This window comes from Limisphaerales bacterium (genome assembly GCA_014382585.1).
In the GTDB taxonomy this organism is placed as follows: Bacteria; Verrucomicrobiota; Verrucomicrobiia; order Limisphaerales; family UBA1100; genus JACNJL01.
On record JACNJL010000035.1, the window covers coordinates 25,472 to 42,262 of the forward strand.

Here is a 16,791-nt window from a genome sequence, read left to right on the forward strand (position 1 = left end):
CTTGGAAATCAGGACAAACTGGTCGGTGCCTTCACAGTTGGCTCGGGTTCTGGCGAGCCACTCCAGGCCCATTTAGCGGCGCAAGCGATAAGGAGAAGGATCGCGGCCATGATAATAAGCAAGCTGCCCCAGCGAACTTGGAGGCCGGATTTGTCCGGATTGAGCACGGGCTGGAAATTGCGGCGGCTGGGGGGAATGACGAGCAACCAACCGCTCTCAGTTTTTTTGCCTTCAGTGAGGCAAATGCCCAACGCGAACAGACCAGACAGAATGCCCAACACAATCCAAAATGGTTGATGGGAAGAATGCGGCCAAACAAACCAATCACAAATGATGGCGACCACGGAAGGGAACAATAAAATCTCAACCCATTGGCGCAGCAAACGTGGGAAGCTTCGCAGTGCGGCCAAAGCCACGGTGACACCAAGTCCGGTGAGGGGGGCGATCCACCAGAGGTGCAGCCAATGAAAATGCCAGAAATGAATCGCACCCGCGGCGGCGAGCAGCGTGGCGGCGGTGAGCAGCGGCACGTTGTAAAAGGGCAGTGTGCGAAATTGGCCGGGGCGCGTGCGAGGCAGCGGTTTGATATTTTTTTCCTTGGGGATGAGCTTGGCACCATTCCAAAAAAGTGCCACCACCATTCCGATGCCGAGCGACCACTTGAGCCAAAGATCCCACCAGTAAAAAATGGGATCCACGAATGACACGGAAACAACGGCGCCGAAAATCAATCCCATCAAAATGATGTGCCAGATTTTGCGCAAGGCAAAACGCGCGGGGGCTGAGTGTGTGGTGGAGGGTTGCACGGTGCGGTCTAGCGCGGGCATTAGGTTTATCCCCGCTGCGCCGAGAGCCATCACGAGCAGCCCAGCGATGCCCGTGCCCGCGAGTGACCACGGCGCTGCTGACCACGCGGAATAGGCCACTACTTCTCCGCCGGGCAATTCGAATTCCCAGCGCGTGGCATCCCAAACCAACACCGCCGCTCCCGTGGCGGCGGCGACGAGCACGAAGCCGCCTTGGGCGGCGAGGAAATGGCGGAAGCCGTGCCAGAAATCGATGTAGCCAGCTTTAGCAGCAGCTTGTTTTTCTTCGGATGTGGGGAACATTGAATCTTCCACGCGGCGCATTTGCAAACTGCCAAGGCCGAGCGCACAGCCAATGGAGAGGACAACCATCAAACGCCCGGTGAATCCGTCGGCGGGTTTGAATGTGTCCGCTGTTTCTGCCGGAGGTGTGACCGGTGACTTCGGCGTAACAGGCGGAATTGGGGTAATGATTTTGGGCGTCGTGGGGCCTTTGGCGATCTCGTCCGGCTTGGGTTTAGCGGATTGAGATTGAACGATGGCGGCGATCCATAAGCCGAGCACCACCAACGTAGCCATACCGAGGCCGGTTCCGATGACGATTTTTTTGTGCTGCTTAATCCAATTCAAAAAAGTGGTCACGGTGGCAACTTCCGGCGTGGATTTGCGTTCGCGTTTGAAAACAAAACCGAAACTGATAATGAGCGTGCCCAACCCCAACACAAACAGCCAACCGACCGTGCCGTTTGTGACTCCGCCGCCGGCTTTTTGGGCAATGAGGACGATTCCCATCACAAAGGCCAACAGCGCGGAGGCGAGTGCGGTGGTGAAGAATGGCCGGGCTTTGATCCATGCCCACGTGGCGGAGGGGGCACGTTCTGGCTCCAGCTGCGGCTCGGGTTGAACAATGACCGGCTCGGGTTTGGCTACGGGGATTTCCTCCGCCACGGGCTGGCGGTTTTTCTCGAGCTGCGCCTCGAGAGCGGCGCGGAGTTTGTCGAGATCCACCGAGCCATCGGTGGGCAGGCGCAGCCGCAACTTCACATCACCCGCGCCCCTCGCTTTGGAACGGGCCGCTGTGTCACGAGGTTGATGTCGGGGTTTGGCCACAGGTCAGCTAAAGTTGCGCCAGAGTTTGTCAAACATTCGGGTAAACGACTTGATTAAATCGGCATCGCCGGTGATGAGAAAATTTTCGTCGTTGTGCAACGAAGCGGAGCGGGTCCAGTTGTAACTGCCGGTGAGCAGTTTGGATTTGTCGAAGATGGCGAATTTGTGGTGCATGTGATGTTCGGACCGATCCATACGCACGGCGATGCCGGCGCGCTCGAGGCGCCTGATGTCCGAGCCGGCGTCCATCGATTTGTCGTCATCACTGATGACGCGGATTTGCACGCGGCGGCGATGCGCTTTTTCAATGGCGCCGGCAATTCGATTGTCGGTGATGGTGAACACGCAAATATCCACCGAAGCGCGGACTTGCGCCAAGCAATCGATGATTTTGCCAACGCAATCATCGTCGGGGCTGAAGAAGGCGGCGGCCGCATCGACTTTGCCGGTGTTGGGGATATTCTCGGCGGGGTGCAGGGTTTTGACGGTATTTTCAAGCCACTCCAAAACCTGATGGCGCTGACCGGCATCGGCTTTAGCCAGCGCCTCGCGCGCGGCATCGAAAGCCATACTTCGATAAAGTGCGCGGCGCTGTTCGCTGCCGTTGATGGAATCGGTGAGCGTGCGGACCTCGTTGCGTTCGCTGCGGGATAGCTGGAAATCTTCCAGCGTCGATTGGAAGAGGGCTTTGACCTCGTGATCTTTCATAGCAGATATTTTCCCCCGTTTTGTAAATTAGGGGCGTTTGGCGCTGGGAAGGATACATTACCGCGATCGGCGGATTTCGCCAACGAAAAAGGTTTCCCGATGGGTGGGTTTTTTGTAGTATTCACTCACCCACGCGACGACTCAAACCGTCAACCACAACGAAAGGCAATCTTATGGCCAAGTTTATTAAAAATCTGAAATCAAAAGTCGAACACTACAAAACCAAGGCGGAGGAAATTCGCGCGATGGTTGAAGAGGGAGCGGAAACGATTCGCGAAATTCGCAGCGACGTGGAAAGCACAGTGGACGATTTGAAAGCGGACAGCGAAGAAAAGATGATGGAGAGCCTGGAAAAAATTCAGGACGCCGAGCGGGTTTTCAAAGAGGCCGGTTACAAACTGCAGGCGGTGCGGTTGGAGATGGGGTTTAACCCCAAGGTGGTTTCGGTGCTGCGGCGCGAATCGGCAATCAACGCGCGCAAACAGGAACGCCTACTCCAACAGCACGCGGACAACAAGCTCTTGAGCAGTATGCTGAATTCGCTTTTCAAGGCCGAGGCGTTGGAGGACAAAGTGCATCTTCGCCGGTTGACGTTTCACGAAGTGCAAATCGAGGTGGGCGTGGTGCCGGCAGTACACGTGGTTTGGGAGGACAAAAACAGCGTGACACTGACCCCCACTGCGGCGGCGGAAAAAGAACCCGCCTACAGCAGCCCGTTCACCAGCAGCAGTTCATTTACAAGCGGCAGTTCATTTACAAGCGGCAGCTCGTCATTCCCGCGCAGTTCGTTTGCGGAAGATGTCGAGGTTGAAGAAGAAACCACGGACCTTGAGCCAACACCTCAGCCTGAACCCGCCGAGGCCCCGGTGGAAGTCGCCGCGGTGGAGGGAGATTTTGCTGCGCCGACGGTGTCTGCCTCCGCGCGGGATCCAGAGGATGACAAGTGGACAAGCTTCCCGGACATCTCATTTCCAGGGAGTAAGTAGTCGGGAGGGACGGGGGACGGGCATCGTACCCTTACCCTCCTTTGCTATCTGCGGGCGGTTCCTGTTGCTGCGCTTCCTGCAATTGAGCGAGGAGTTGTTGGATGAGGGCGTCACTGTCCTGCACCATATCCTGGCTGACATCGACAACCACTTCAGTGGGCTGAGCGGCGTCGAGGCGTTCACGCAGTTCGCGATGGCGTTCCTGATAGTTGGCGAAGAGCACGCCAATCTTCGACAGCGCCGCCTGCATTTGGTTGGCCTGCGTTTGGGATTGTGAATCGCGGATGGTATCAGCGAGCGTGACGTTGCTTTGCTCAATGAATTCGGCCAACGCCATTTGGCGGTCGGCGAGGGCGGATTGGCTTTCCTGTGTGGCGGCGGCTGCGGTGCTGGATTGCTCCAGATATTTCTCAAATGCGCCGCGCAAGGCGGTGAGATTTTCGTTGGTTGCGTCGCTCGGCACTGTGCCCTCGGTGGGGGTGGGTGCGGCGGTTTGCTGGCCGGAAAGGTGCTGGGAAATCGTATCACGAAGGGCATCGAGGCTTTCGTTCATCCCGCCCAGATCGAGCTGGGTGGTCCGGGGTTTAGAAAGCTCTTCTTTTAGCGTGCCTTGGATGGCATCAAGACCACCGGTGAAGAGTGAGAGCTGGCTGACCACGCGGCTGACAGGATCGCCTTGGTCGCCGCCCTGCAGGAATTGATTCCGGCCATAGGTTTTTTTGATATCCTCCCAACGCGCTTCCTCGTCTTCGGTCATCACCCCGATGAGCTGCTTGAATTTCAGGAAGTTTGCCTCTGCGCCAGTGGTGAGTGTTTGGCTTTCGCCTTTGTAATGGTCGAGCACGAGATCCATCAGCTCCTGATCATTCATAATCGCCAACACCTTTTCGGCGAGGCGATTCATATTGCGATAGGAGCCCTGCATCTTGAAGGCCGGTTCGGTGCGGAATTCATCCGCTTGCCCGGCGCTCTCAATGTACAACTGATTTACTTTCAAAACCACATCGCGCAGTACGGTGAGTTTTTTGAGGACGTTGAGTAATTCCTCGGTTTCATTCGCGGAATAACTTCCCTGTAACTCGATGCCCTCGCGTTGGCCGGTCTCGGCCATCCGAATAAACGCTTGAATATCTTTTTGTGCTGCCTTGGCGAGCGGTTGCAAAACGGGATTGGAGGTGATGGCATTCTCAATGTAGCTGCCGTTGAACGCTTCCTCGCGCCCCTTCATATCGTCGCCGAGATTGTATGTGTCAGCACGGTTGGCGAGCATATCGGGGATGCGGAATTTCTCGCCGCTCTCGGTGTACGGGTTGCCGGCCATCACGACGACGACGCGGCGACCGCGCATATCGTAGGTTTTGGGTTGACCGCGCCAGACACCCTCGATTTTGCGCTGGGCGTCACAGAGCGAAATAAATTTCTGCAAAAACTCCGGGTTGCAGTGCTGAATGTCATCCAAGTAAATCATCACGTTATCGCCCATCTCCAGTGCGAGATTGAGTTTATTGACTTCCGCGCGCGCGCCGGCGTTGGGGGCATCCTCGGGATCCAGCGACCCCACTTCGTGGCCCAGCGCCGGCCCGTTGATTTTCATAAAAATCAGGCCCATTCGATTGGCGAGATATTCCATCAACGTGGTTTTGCCATAACCGGGCGGAGAGATGAGTAGCAGCAAGCCCATCAAATCCGTGCGCTTGCCTTCGCCGGTGACGCCAATTTGCTTGGCAAGATTGTCGCCCACGATCGGCAGGTATACAGTGTCCACCAATTGATTGCGCACGAAGGAGGACAGCACGCGCGGCTCAAATTCGTGCAGGCGCAACACTTCTTTTTCGTCTTCGATGAGTTTTTGTTTCAACTCCTGATACTGCTCAAAACGCGGCACGCTTTCGCGTGCGAAGCGGCCGAGCTTCTCCTGAAACACAAGATAATCAAAATCGTAACTACCTTCCTGCACCGCATCGTGCGCGCCCTGCAGACCGGTGATGGCCTGAGCGGTAGCAGCTTTCACCACGGCTTGTTTGTGATGATGGCCGCAGAAAATCAACGCAGCGACTTCCTCGAGATATTTATTTTCGCCGTTGCGCGTGAGCAGGAAGCCGCGCACCCAATCGCGCACGAGCTGATAATGACTGTGCGGATTGGCCTTGAGCGGTTTCTGCGCTTTGTCAAATTCGGCTTCGCTGCCTTTCTTGACGAGATGCCGCTCAAATTCAGTGAGCAATTGATCCGCTTCCTGACTGACGGCCCAATCTTTGCCATTCGTAATTTCGTAAAATAAATATTCGCCCGCGGGCGCGGCATCTTCTTCGGGGAACAAAACGGTGTCCGTGACAAAACCCGCCACCAATTCCTGCAGCGCCACGATATATTCGCGCTGCGTGGGATCGCCGGGGAACAGCTCGTTACGTTTGGCGAAGCCTTCGAGTTTGGCGGCCCAAAGTTTGCGCGTGTCCTCGGGACAAAAGTGATGCCAATAAACCGCGCCGCACGCCCGTACGCGGGGATGATAGCGCGCCAGCTGCAGGGCGGCGTGGGTGTTGAGCAGCGCGGCGAGAATCTTGGCCGCGTCCTGATCGTGAATGCCTTTGGTGTACGCCTCGGCGTAGCGGTCGCCCATGAAATCCTGCACGAGTTTGAGGCGGTCGGCGGCCTTCATCGCGGCGACTTCGGCGAGACGTTCGCCGCTTTCGTGCTCGAGTTTCTGCCAAAGCAAATAGGCGAGATATTCGGCGCGGTAAATTTCGCGGTCTTCGCTGATAACCTGTTGCTCCCACACTTCGCGCGTGGCGAGGAAAGCCTCGTCCTCGATGGGGTCGAAATACTGGGTGCCGGTGAGGTGCAAATTCTGCTCGTCGCCCCGGCGCACGATGGTGAGGTCCAGCGGTTGGGTGTTTACGGCGAATTTGTGTTTGCCGAACTGGATAACGTTTTGGCCGTCGACGTAGAGTTCTTTTTTGTCTTTGAGCTGGCGAACGGCTTCCTCGTGGATGGATTTGAGCTGGGACTGGATGCCCTCCGCTTCGCCGGCTTTTTCAAGTTCGGTGAGTTCCTTCACGCGTTCGCGGATGGAATCGATCATCCGATCGGCCGCCATGTAGCCGTTGATGTCGTTGACGTCGTCGAAGGTGCCGAGTTTGTGCTCCACGCTCTTGAGCATGCGTTCGGCGGAAGACACCAGCGCGGTGGCTTTGCGGTTGCGGGCTTCTTCGAGTTGCAGCCGTTTTTGCTCAAAGGCGGCTTCGAGTTCGCCGCGTTTTTCGTCAAGTTGCTCGATGTACTCCGGAAAATCCGCGAAGTCGCCGCCTAAATCCTCGAGCTGATTGATGACGTTATTAAAATATCCGTCGCATTTTTCCGGCGAGTCGGACATATCCAGATAATTTACCGCCGTTTGGCTAAGCAATAAAATCTGGGCATTAAACTGCGCGGCACCCTCGGCGCTCATCAGCGTGCGAGATTTGTTTTTGAGCGCTTCTTTCACCTGATTCACCACCTGATAAATTGCGGTGATGGATTCGATGATGCGAGTCTGCTCGGTCGTGTCATCGATTTGCAAACTGCGCACGATGTCGATGAGCATTTCGAGGTCTTCACCCGCCTGAGTGATTTCCGCATTCAACTCTTTGGCCTCGGCCATTTTGGTGACGCCCTCGACTTGGCTACGCTGTTCGTCAGCGCGTTCGCGATAGGGATCCAGCGCCTCGGGTTGCAGCAGAAATTGGACGCACGATTGCGAAAGCGTTTCCACTTGCTCCTTCACCTCCGCTTCTAGGGAGTCCATCGCAGCGGTGTTGATGAAGCGCACCTCGTCTTTGAGCGTGATGATTTCCCCGCGCATTCGGCGCAGTCCGCCGAGGTTGGCCACGAAATCATCGACCGACCGGAAATCCGCGCGGAGGACTTGATTGAACAACGTCTTGGCGCGCTTTTGGATTTCATCGGCCTTTTCTTTGGCGTCGAGGCGGAGGCGTCGCACTTTGTCAAACTCGGCGATGGCCTTCTCAGCGGAGCTGCCGATCTCTTTTAGAATTTCCACTACGCTGCCGCCATCGCCGGAGGTCAGCCACGCGTATGAATTGGGGATACTTTCACAACGGCGCGCCACATCGGCGTAGAGATCGGCATAGGGCGATTCTTTTTGGATGAGAATGAGCACCTCATTGCACTCGGCCATCGCGCGTACTACGGATTTGTTGCCCACTTGGTACAGGAACGATTCGCGGTTGCCGCTTTCCGGTTCGAAACCGGGTTGATAAAATGGCGTTTGGCGCAGTTGAATCGTGTGATGTTTGATGGCCTCTTCCTCGGCGCGGAAGCTCACGAGGTCGCCATTGGGGAACAGTGAGAACCCGTGGCACGTGATGCGCTCGGTGACCTCCTGTTCGATGAGCCGATAAGGCATCAGCGCGTAGAGACCGGTCATTCGGTTGAAAAAAACATACAAAAAATCCTCGCCGTTGGGTGATGACACCGTGCGTTCGAGCACCATCTCTCCCAGCTCACCCTCGTAGCGTTTCAGCTCGCCGGTTTGCAAGTAGTAGCCGTCGGGGAAAATTAAGCCATGCTCTTCGGGCAACATTACGCACGATTGCCCCAGCGTATCCACGCGATGCACGGCTTGAAGTTTTTCGTTGAAAATAAAATAGCGCGTTTGCTTTTCGCGATAGGGCGTCATCTTCAGCAAAATCAACGAGCCTTGGATGGCGTATTGAATTTCGGCATCGCCCACTTTTTGATTCGCGTCCACTACCTCCTCGGCGTAGATACCTTCGCCGGTGGCGGTGTTGTCCTCCACTTTGATCGTGAGATCGCCGCCCACGCATTCCACAAACACGCGGTCCTCGATGGATACGTGCGGGTTGTCTCCGTGCCGAACCGCACTACTCGCCGGAGTTTTCCACTGAAAATTATACTGGCCGGGAAAGCCTTGGCGAAGATAGTCCGGCGCGCTGCGGTCATCCTCGTAAACCAGCTCGCCATCTTTGTAGAGCCACTTGAACACCGTCACATCATCCACCATTTTGCCGGTGCGAAACACCATGTAAAGGTGAACCCCAATTATGGCGAACCGGTGGAACGTGGCGGATTGATCAATTTTGAAAAGACGCGAGAACGATTCTTTGAAATGTTCGTCCTGCAACAACGTGAGATCGCCCTCGTGAAACGTCTGCGCCTCGGCGTCATATTCAAATACGCTGAACACATCGCTCAACTGCCCTTGCTTGAGGCCGAGGTTCACATTGAAACCAAACAGGAACCGATTGTGGCCGAGCTGAATCATATCGCGCGGCTCGCAATTGAGCTGCGTGGACACGCGATCCATTTTCTTCAACTCCAGCTTGCGCGTGCCAAAGACTTCCGCGCGTTGCTCGTCGAGCGTGCCCAATCGCTCGCGCAACACCTTGGCCTGATCAGTCAGGCGTTGCTTGATGAGATCGTACGCGCCGCCTTCCAGCGCGGTTGATGCGCCTTCCGCGGGGGTGCCACTGTCGCCACTGTCAGGAGGTTCCGCCATCGGGAATTTGGAATCCAACCCATCTGGCCGAAGCCGGATGGGGAATTGGATTTATTTCGCCGCCTTATCGCCCAGCAACACGCCGGAGATCATATCGCCGATGCCGGATTCTTTCACCGCCTTTTGCGCCTGACGGATCACCGATTTCGTGCCGCCGTCATCCGCTTGGCTCACTAACTTGGTGAGCAGCGCTGAGATGGTGAGATTTTTCACGTCCTCGCTGGAGACGCCCAGATCCTTCACCCAACCGCGAAGTTGGGTTTTGAAATAATCGGGGTCGCCGTTGAAGAAGGTGTTCTTCACGTCGGTGATGGATTGGCTGTTGTTCACGAGGCGGTCGACCGATTTGCCGTAGCTCACCGAGCGCACGACCTTCTCGAAGAAGTCGTTCTCGCCGCCGACGATGTCGATGTTCGCGCTCTTGAGCGCTTCGCCCACCACGCGCGCCTGCGCTTCGGCCACATCCTTTTGGATTTGGATTTCGGCCAAATCCACGTCGCGGTCCTTGTTGAGTTGCAGTCGGAATTCTTCGTGATCCTGCGAGGCTTTGTTGAAGATCTCGATGGCTTTTGCCATTTCGGTTTTGGACACCGCCTGCGCGAGGCCCATTTTTTCAGCGCCGGCCGCTTCGGCGGCTTTCACCGCGTCGATCGCTTTGCCTTCGCCCTCGCCTTCCGCCGCCTTGGCAAGGCCGCTCGCCTCGCCTTGTTTGGCCATCACTGAGGCTTCGGCCATGCCTAAAGCTTGTTCGGCTTCAGCGTCCGCTTTCTTTGCATCCGCCTTGGCGATGGTCACGCGGGCCTCGGCCAAACCATCGACACTCCGCATTGCCGCTGTGCCTTCGGCTTCCTGTTGCATGGCGTGGTTGCGTTTCTCGCTGGCCTTGGCTTCCGCCTCGGCGATGGTGATGATCTCGTCGGCTTTCTTTTCTGCCGCTTGTTTCGAAGATTCGGCGGAGGTGACCTCCAGATACAAATCCTTGTCGGCAATTTCCTTTTGCGCCCGATGTTGGGCCTCGGCCATTTTCACTTCCTCCACCAAAGACGCTTCGGCTTTGGCGGTGGCTTCCACCATTAGCACGCGTTTGGCGCGGTCGGCTGACATATCGGCCTCCACATCCAACCGGCCTTGGTGTTGGGTGGTGACTTCCTTTTCTTTGGATTCCAAACCGGCCTTGCTCTCGGCCACTTCAAAGGCGGCCGCGATGATCTTGGCTTCCTTCTCCTGCTGCATCAGGCCGATGCGCCGCAAGCGATCCACCTCGGCTTGTTCGCCGGATTCAATTTTCTCCTGCTCCAAGCGCAGCAAATCTTGATCCTTCGCGTACGTGGCACTCATGACCACACGATCCTGTTCCACCTTGCGTTCCTCGATGTGCTGGCTGGCCTCGATCTCAGCCTTCTCGGAGACCTCACGATTTTTCTGCACCTCCACCTGCGCCGCCGCGCCCTCACGGGCCTTGGCCTCTTCCACGGCGCGGGTTTGCTTGGCTAAATCTTCTTCGTTTTGTTTGTCCAACTCGCGTTTCTCCATTTCGGCGCGGATGTTGTCGTTCTTAATTTCAACATCCTTTTCCTGCGTGCGCTTGTTGGTTTCCTCCTCTTTTTGGGCGGTGATGCGGTTGATTTTTTCAATACCCTGCGCGTCAAGCACGTTGGCAGGGTCGTGATCTTCGCGGGCGGTTTGCTCCAAATAATCAATCGCCACGTCCTCCAGTTTGTAGCCGTTGAGATCCTCGCCAATTTCTTTGACAATCATATCCCGAAATTGGGAACGCTGAACATAAAGCTGATCAAAATCCATTTGCTTGCCGGCCGCCTTCAAGGCATCGGAGAATTTCGCCTCAAACAAATTGCGCAGCAATTCGATTTCAGAAGCACGTTCACAACCCACCGCTTCAGCCACTTCCTTAATGTTTTCTACCTCCGGTGCCACGCGCACATAAAATGCCACCTCGATGTCTGCGCGGATGTTGTCCTGGCAAATTAGGCCGTCCTTGCCTTTCCGCGCCACCTCCAGTTTCTTCACCTGAATATCCATAATATCCCAGCGATTCAGGAAAGGAAACCGGAACATCCAATCCTTGGTGACCTTGAGCCCGCCAACACCCGTCCGCACACCGGCCTCGCCGGCCCGAACTTTTTTCAGGCAAAACATGGAAAGAAACGCAAGGATAAGCAGGGATAAGCCAATGACGATGGCCGCCACCACACCGGCGGCAAGACCGCCAAGACTGATAAAACTAAGAACAGGTTGGATCATAATTTTCTCCGAAACAGTTGAGTTGTTAATTGCACAAACATATTGCGACACAGGACACCGCGCGCGTTGGAGTACCGCCCGGGGAAGCAGTGCGTGGTGTCGAGGCGAGAATACACAATTCCCCCGAAGGCGCGCCACTATAATCTTTAAGAAAGATTATAATCGCTCAATGCCAAAAACCCCAAAAAACCGGTGGCACATTACCCGATGGCGAGTTAGGTTCTCTCAATGAAAACCACGCTGCTTTCGCTCACCCTTATTTTTACCTTCACCTCCACCATCGCAACTGCCGCAAATCCGCCTTCGCTGCTTAACCGCCTCAAAGACGAAAACGCCCGCGGGCAGGATCAATGGATTTACAACGACCTCAAAAAAGCGATGGCCGAAGCCAAGCGCACCGGCAAACCGATCTTCGTCACCTTCCGCTGCGTGCCGTGCCACGCCTGCAAAGCCTTCGACGCCGAGGTGGCCAAAGACAACCAAGCCATCCGCGCGCTCGCCGAAAAACATTTCATCTCCCTTCGCCAAGTGGAAATGAAGGGCGTGGACCTCAGTCTGTTCCAGTTCGATTACGATCTCAACTGGGCCGCCATGTTCATCAATGCCGACGGCGTTGTCTACGGCCGTTACGGCACGCAATCCGCCGATGGCCCCGATGCATTTAATTCCATCGGTAGCCTCGAGAAAGCGATGCGTCGCGTGCTCGCGCTGCACGCCGGTTATCCAAAAAACAAATCCATCCTCGCCGCCAAACGCGGCGCGCCCAAGCCGTACCGCACCGCGATGGAAATGCCCGGCCTCGAAAACAAAAACAATTACCGCAAAACCACCGAACGCAATAACTGCATTCATTGCCACAACATTCACGACGCCGAAAACCACAAGCTCCATCTCGAAAAAAAGATGACCCACGAAACACTTTGGCGCTATCCCTTCCCCGATAACCTCGGCCTCAGCATCGACCCCAAAGACGGCCAGCGCATCGCAACGGTTGCCCCCAACAGCGCCGCCGCCCGCGCCGGATTGCGCCCCGGCCAAACGCTCACTCACGTCAACAGCCAACCCATCATCTCCATCGCCGACATCCAATGGGTGCTGCACAACCTTTCCAACGATGCCGAACTCATCCGCATCAACATCGCCGGCAGTTCCCGCCAACATCTCATCCGCACCACGCCCGGTTGGAAGAAAACCGATATTTCCTGGCGCGGTTCATTGTGGAATCTGCACCCGCGCCTGCGCGTGTGGACGCCCGAGGTGAAGGATGACGAACTCAAGCGCCTCCGTCTCCCCGCCGGCCACCAAGCGCTCAAGGTGAAATGGATCAACCAAGGCAGTCCCGAGGGCAAAGCTGCCGCCCGGGCCGGGCTCCGCCTCAACGACTATATCATCGCCATCAACGGCAAACCGCTCGCCAAAATGGGCCATCGCGAATTTAACACCCACGTAAAACTCAACTATCAATCCGGCCAACAACTTCCGCTCACATTGATCCGCAATGGCAAACGCATCCTGTTTAATTGGCCGCTGCAATAAATAATGAGAAAAATCCTCCTCGCCACCGCGCTGCTATGGGCGGTCGATACGAATGCCGCCGAGCCGCTCTTCCGTTTCGGCGCGCTGGCCGATTGCCAGTACTGCAAGCAAACCAGCTCCGTCCGCAAATACAGCCAATCGCCCAAAAAACTCACCGCGTGCGTCACGCAATTCAACAAGCTCGACCTCGCTTTCGTCGTGCATCTCGGAGATTTTATTGACCGCGATTTTGAGAGCTTCGCCAAAGTGGTGCCTATTTATAACCGCCTCAAAGCCCCACATTATCACGTGTTGGGCAATCACGATTTCTCCGTGGCTGATGACAAGAAATCGCTGGTGCCCGCCCAACTCGGCCTCACAAATCGCTACTACGATTTCAACCACAAAGGGTGGCGCTTCATTGTTTTGGACGGCAACGATGTAAGCCTCTACGCGTATCCCAAAGACGATTTGCGCACGCAGGCCGCCACCGCCTTTCATCGCCGCCTCAAGGCCGGCACCCCCACTTGGAACGGCGGCGTGGGCAGCAAACAACTCGCGTGGATTGAATCCAAATTAAAGGCCGCCACCAAAGCAAATGAACGCGTCATTCTCTTCTGCCATTTCCCCGTGCACCCCGCCAACATTCACAACCTTTGGAATGCCGAGGCGATTACAACTTTACTCGCCAAATATCCCTGCGTGGCCGCCTACCTCAACGGCCACAACCACGCCGGCAATTATGGAGCAAAAAACGGAATCCACTATCTCACACTCAATGGAATGGTGGATACCCCCACCTCGGCCTACTCCGTGGTGGAAGTCCACAAGGAGGACCGCCTGGAAATAAAAGGCTTCGGCCGACAAAAAAATCGCACAATGAAACTGGCCCGGTAGGGCAGCACAATCACCGCCACTCCGTCTTGTGAATGTGCGCGCGGATGCGCCAGTAAAACAGCCCCACCGTGAACAGCGCGATGGCGGCGGTTGAGAAGAAGATTTCCTGCGACCCCACTCCCAGTTGGCGCATCAGAAAAAATAAACCCGTGCCGGATATTTCGAACACCGCATCAACGGCGTTGGAGGCGCCGATGTATTGCCCGCGCGAATCGTTCGGCGAAAGTTTTTGAATCAACGCCTGCAGCGGAATCACGTACAACCCCGCACACACGCCCACGATGAAGAGATATCCCACCACCCGCCAAATATCTGCCTTGCGTGCCTCCACCGCCGTGGCCACGAGGCCGGTGGGTTTGCCGTCTCGCTGCAACTCATAGTAGCCGATAGTTTTTGTTTGATCATCAATTTTACGCGCCCGCTTTTTTTTATTTTCAAACGTATCGAGATACGCCGAAGAAATTACCATCGCCCCCACTTCGCCATTTTCCACTCGCTCCATTCGTTCGCTCAACGAAATGCTGCCTTCGCGCTCGAATTCCAAATCCGACCGCAACTCCGCAAGCCGATCCTCCGCGCGATCCAAATGATGACTCACCGTGATCCCCTCCGGCAAACCGGCCAACCCTTTCTCCGCCGTTGCAGTGTCGGCGCGATGAATCACCATATAACTCGATGGCGCCCATGCCAGCAACAGACTCGCCACCACCAACCCAATCGCGCCCGCCGGAATCAGCCGCGGTTGAATGCCATTACGCGAAATCAATCCCGCCGAAATGCTGCCTACCCCAATGGCCACACCGATGGTTCCCAGCAAGTAGACGCCCACTTTCGTTTCCGGCAAACCCAGCACCACCGTGTAGTCCGCCAAGATTAACAGAAACATAAACGCCAGCATCCCGAAGCCGCCCTTGAGCAGACACACCATAAAGACCGGCGAATCGCCCTTGCGCATCCGGCGGATGGTGCGCAGGTGCGGTGCAAAAAATTCCCACTTCACTTTCAGGGTTTCCGCGCTGGCCTTGAGTTTGGGCATTTGAAGCGCCGCAATCAGCCCCACAATGGCCACGCACAAGAGCGCCACGCCGGGAAGCCAAACTAATCCTACCGGTGCCGCAACGCCATCCGGCCCGCGATAGGCTTCGTAGATTGCCCCCGCCACTAACGTGGCCGCGATCACCGCCACGTTGGTCAGCATATTGATGATGCCGTTGGCCATGCTGATTTTTGAAGCGTCCACCAGCTCCGGAATCACTCCGTACTTGGCCGGACCAAAAAACGCGCTTTGCGTTCCCAGCAAAAACATCGCGAAGAGGCACAGATAAACATTGTTAAAATAGAAGCCCGCGAACGCCGCCAGCACGATGAGGAATTCCGCCTGCTTCACGCGCACCGCGACGAGTTGTTTACTGTAGCGATCGCACAACTGCCCGGCCACAGCGGAGAACAATAAAAACGGCAGCGCCAACACCGCCGCCACGTAGCTCTGCCCGCCATCGCCCAGCGTGCTGTTCCAAATCCCCGCCGCCGCAAGGCCGAAAGTGAGCACTTGTTTGAGCAGATAATCATTGCCCGCGCCAAGGAATTGCGTGACCACCAAAGACAAAAAACCTTTGTTGGCCAGCGGGTTTTTGGGCGTTGCGTCACTCATCGCGGTGGCACGTTAACGCGATTTAGGGCGAAATGGAAAATTGATTCCTCACGAGTATTCATTGATCGAGTCAATGCTCAAAACAACTCACCACCGGGATGAGGATTGGTGGCATTGAGTTCGTCCAGCCCCGCCTGCACGCCCTTTTCAAAATCCACCGTAAGCCCCGCCATCGCCTCGCGCGGCTTGGCGGCAGCGGCGAGTTGTTCGGAAACATCAATCGGTTCGCCCAACCGTACGCGCGCGATGCGTTCGCCGTACGGTGGGAAATCACGCGAATACAAATCCTCGCGCATTTTTTCAATCGTTTCGCCCACCCGATCGAGCGTTGGATTTTCGCTAAGGTAATTGCCCGCGTAACTCAGGATCCGAAACGCCAAAATCGCCTCATCCGCCCATGTGGCCGCTACGGAATGATCAATCTCGCGTGCCGCACTCGTCCGCACTTTGTGAATCTCCCGCCGCGCACCGCGAATGCGATCCATCAAATCCGCCCCGGCCTTGGGCGTGATGCCGATTTTGTGTTCGAGCTTTTCCAGAATGAGTTCCGTCGAAGCCCGCAGTAATCCGGGCAAATCGTTGTAGTCCGGATTGAGCGGCAGAAATCCGCGCATTTTTAAATTCCGCTCCACCATTGCGATCCCCACCCGATGCACCTCCACCACAATGTCCCCATCCGAATCAATCTCCACATCCAACACTGCCGCCATCGCGGCGAGCATTTCGCGCAAGCGCGGCCGAACATCCGTCACGTGCGAAACCTTGATCGAGACCGGCACAGCAAAAATGCAGCCACCTTCCTTCAATTCCTGCTGCGCCTTCATCGCGATGTACGCCGGCCCATCGAGAAAGGGTGTCACGCGGTCGTTCATAAAATACACATTGCCCTCGGGAAAAATCGTGAGCGCGTAACGTCCATCGATCACCGAACGCACTGCCTCCTTTAAGCTCTGCCGGTCGCTTCCATCGCGATCTACCGAAAAAGCCCCCATGCGCTGCATTACCCACGCCACTTTTGCGTCACGCTCAAACACATCGTACGCCGCCATAAAAAACGACCACAATTTGATCTGCCGGCACGTCTCCACCATGATTTGCGGATCGCTGTGCGTCGAATGATTGGGCATCAACAATACTCGCGCACCGTGACGCCGATGAATCTCCAACAACGGCCCGGCATTTTCCACCTCCACGTTGGAAATAAGATGCCTCGTCCCTGGCAAATGACAGCGTCCATTCCACTGTTCGCCCAGCCAAGCAATGAGGCGGTTGGGCTTGGGCGGAAAGTAGCGGTACGGGTTATCGGCAAACTGCAACATTCAGTCTGCCGCAATACTA

At 56.0% G+C, this 16,791-nt stretch carries 9 protein-coding genes; 3 read left to right on the forward strand and 6 right to left on the reverse strand.

Annotation, left to right across the window (positions count from 1 at the left end):
• Positions 1-8: 8 nt before the first annotated feature.
• Entirely contained in the window at positions 9-1,916 is a 1,908-nt protein-coding gene (locus tag H8E27_06235) for a hypothetical protein (GenBank protein ID MBC8325206.1), read from the reverse strand.
• 3 nt (positions 1,917-1,919) lie between these two features.
• Entirely contained in the window at positions 1,920-2,624 is a 705-nt protein-coding gene (locus H8E27_06240; protein MBC8325207.1) for an endonuclease, read from the reverse strand.
• 173 nt (positions 2,625-2,797) lie between these two features.
• On the opposite strand from H8E27_06240, the gene H8E27_06245 reads away from it, so the two are divergent.
• Positions 2,798-3,610: a hypothetical protein gene (locus H8E27_06245; protein ID MBC8325208.1), complete on the forward strand. Its 813-nt coding sequence runs from the start codon at positions 2,798-2,800 to the stop codon at positions 3,608-3,610.
• Between the two features lie 31 nt (positions 3,611-3,641).
• Here the strand turns inward: H8E27_06245 and H8E27_06250 are convergent, their stop codons facing one another.
• Together H8E27_06250 and H8E27_06255 are read right to left on the reverse strand one after the other, a co-directional pair.
• On the reverse strand, positions 3,642-9,128 hold the full coding sequence (locus tag H8E27_06250) for a DNA repair ATPase (protein ID MBC8325209.1): 5,487 nt from the start codon (positions 9,126-9,128) through the stop codon (positions 3,642-3,644).
• Between the two features lie 51 nt (positions 9,129-9,179).
• Positions 9,180-11,390, reverse strand: a complete 2,211-nt coding sequence (locus H8E27_06255) for a flotillin family protein (GenBank protein ID MBC8325210.1) — start codon at positions 11,388-11,390, stop codon at positions 9,180-9,182.
• A gap of 240 nt (positions 11,391-11,630) precedes the next feature.
• Here H8E27_06255 and H8E27_06260 point away from each other — a divergent pair, with 240 nt between their 5' ends.
• Together H8E27_06260 and H8E27_06265 are read left to right on the forward strand one after the other, a co-directional pair.
• A complete protein-coding gene (locus tag H8E27_06260; GenBank protein ID MBC8325211.1) occupies positions 11,631-12,926 on the forward strand; it encodes a PDZ domain-containing protein in 1,296 nt (431 codons plus the stop codon).
• A gap of 3 nt (positions 12,927-12,929) precedes the next feature.
• Positions 12,930-13,802: a metallophosphoesterase gene (locus H8E27_06265; protein ID MBC8325212.1), complete on the forward strand. Its 873-nt coding sequence runs from the start codon at positions 12,930-12,932 to the stop codon at positions 13,800-13,802.
• A gap of 10 nt (positions 13,803-13,812) precedes the next feature.
• On the opposite strand, the gene H8E27_06270 is transcribed toward H8E27_06265, so the two are convergent.
• Both H8E27_06270 and H8E27_06275 read right to left on the reverse strand, forming a co-directional pair.
• Positions 13,813-15,453, reverse strand: coding sequence for an MFS transporter (locus H8E27_06270; protein ID MBC8325213.1), 1,641 nt, complete (start codon positions 15,451-15,453; stop codon positions 13,813-13,815).
• Positions 15,454-15,530: 77 nt separating this feature from the next.
• The gene (locus H8E27_06275) at positions 15,531-16,772 is read right to left on the reverse strand and encodes a 1-acyl-sn-glycerol-3-phosphate acyltransferase (protein MBC8325214.1); all 1,242 of its coding nucleotides are present in this window, start codon (positions 16,770-16,772) and stop codon (positions 15,531-15,533) included.
• Positions 16,773-16,791: the final 19 nt, after the last annotated feature.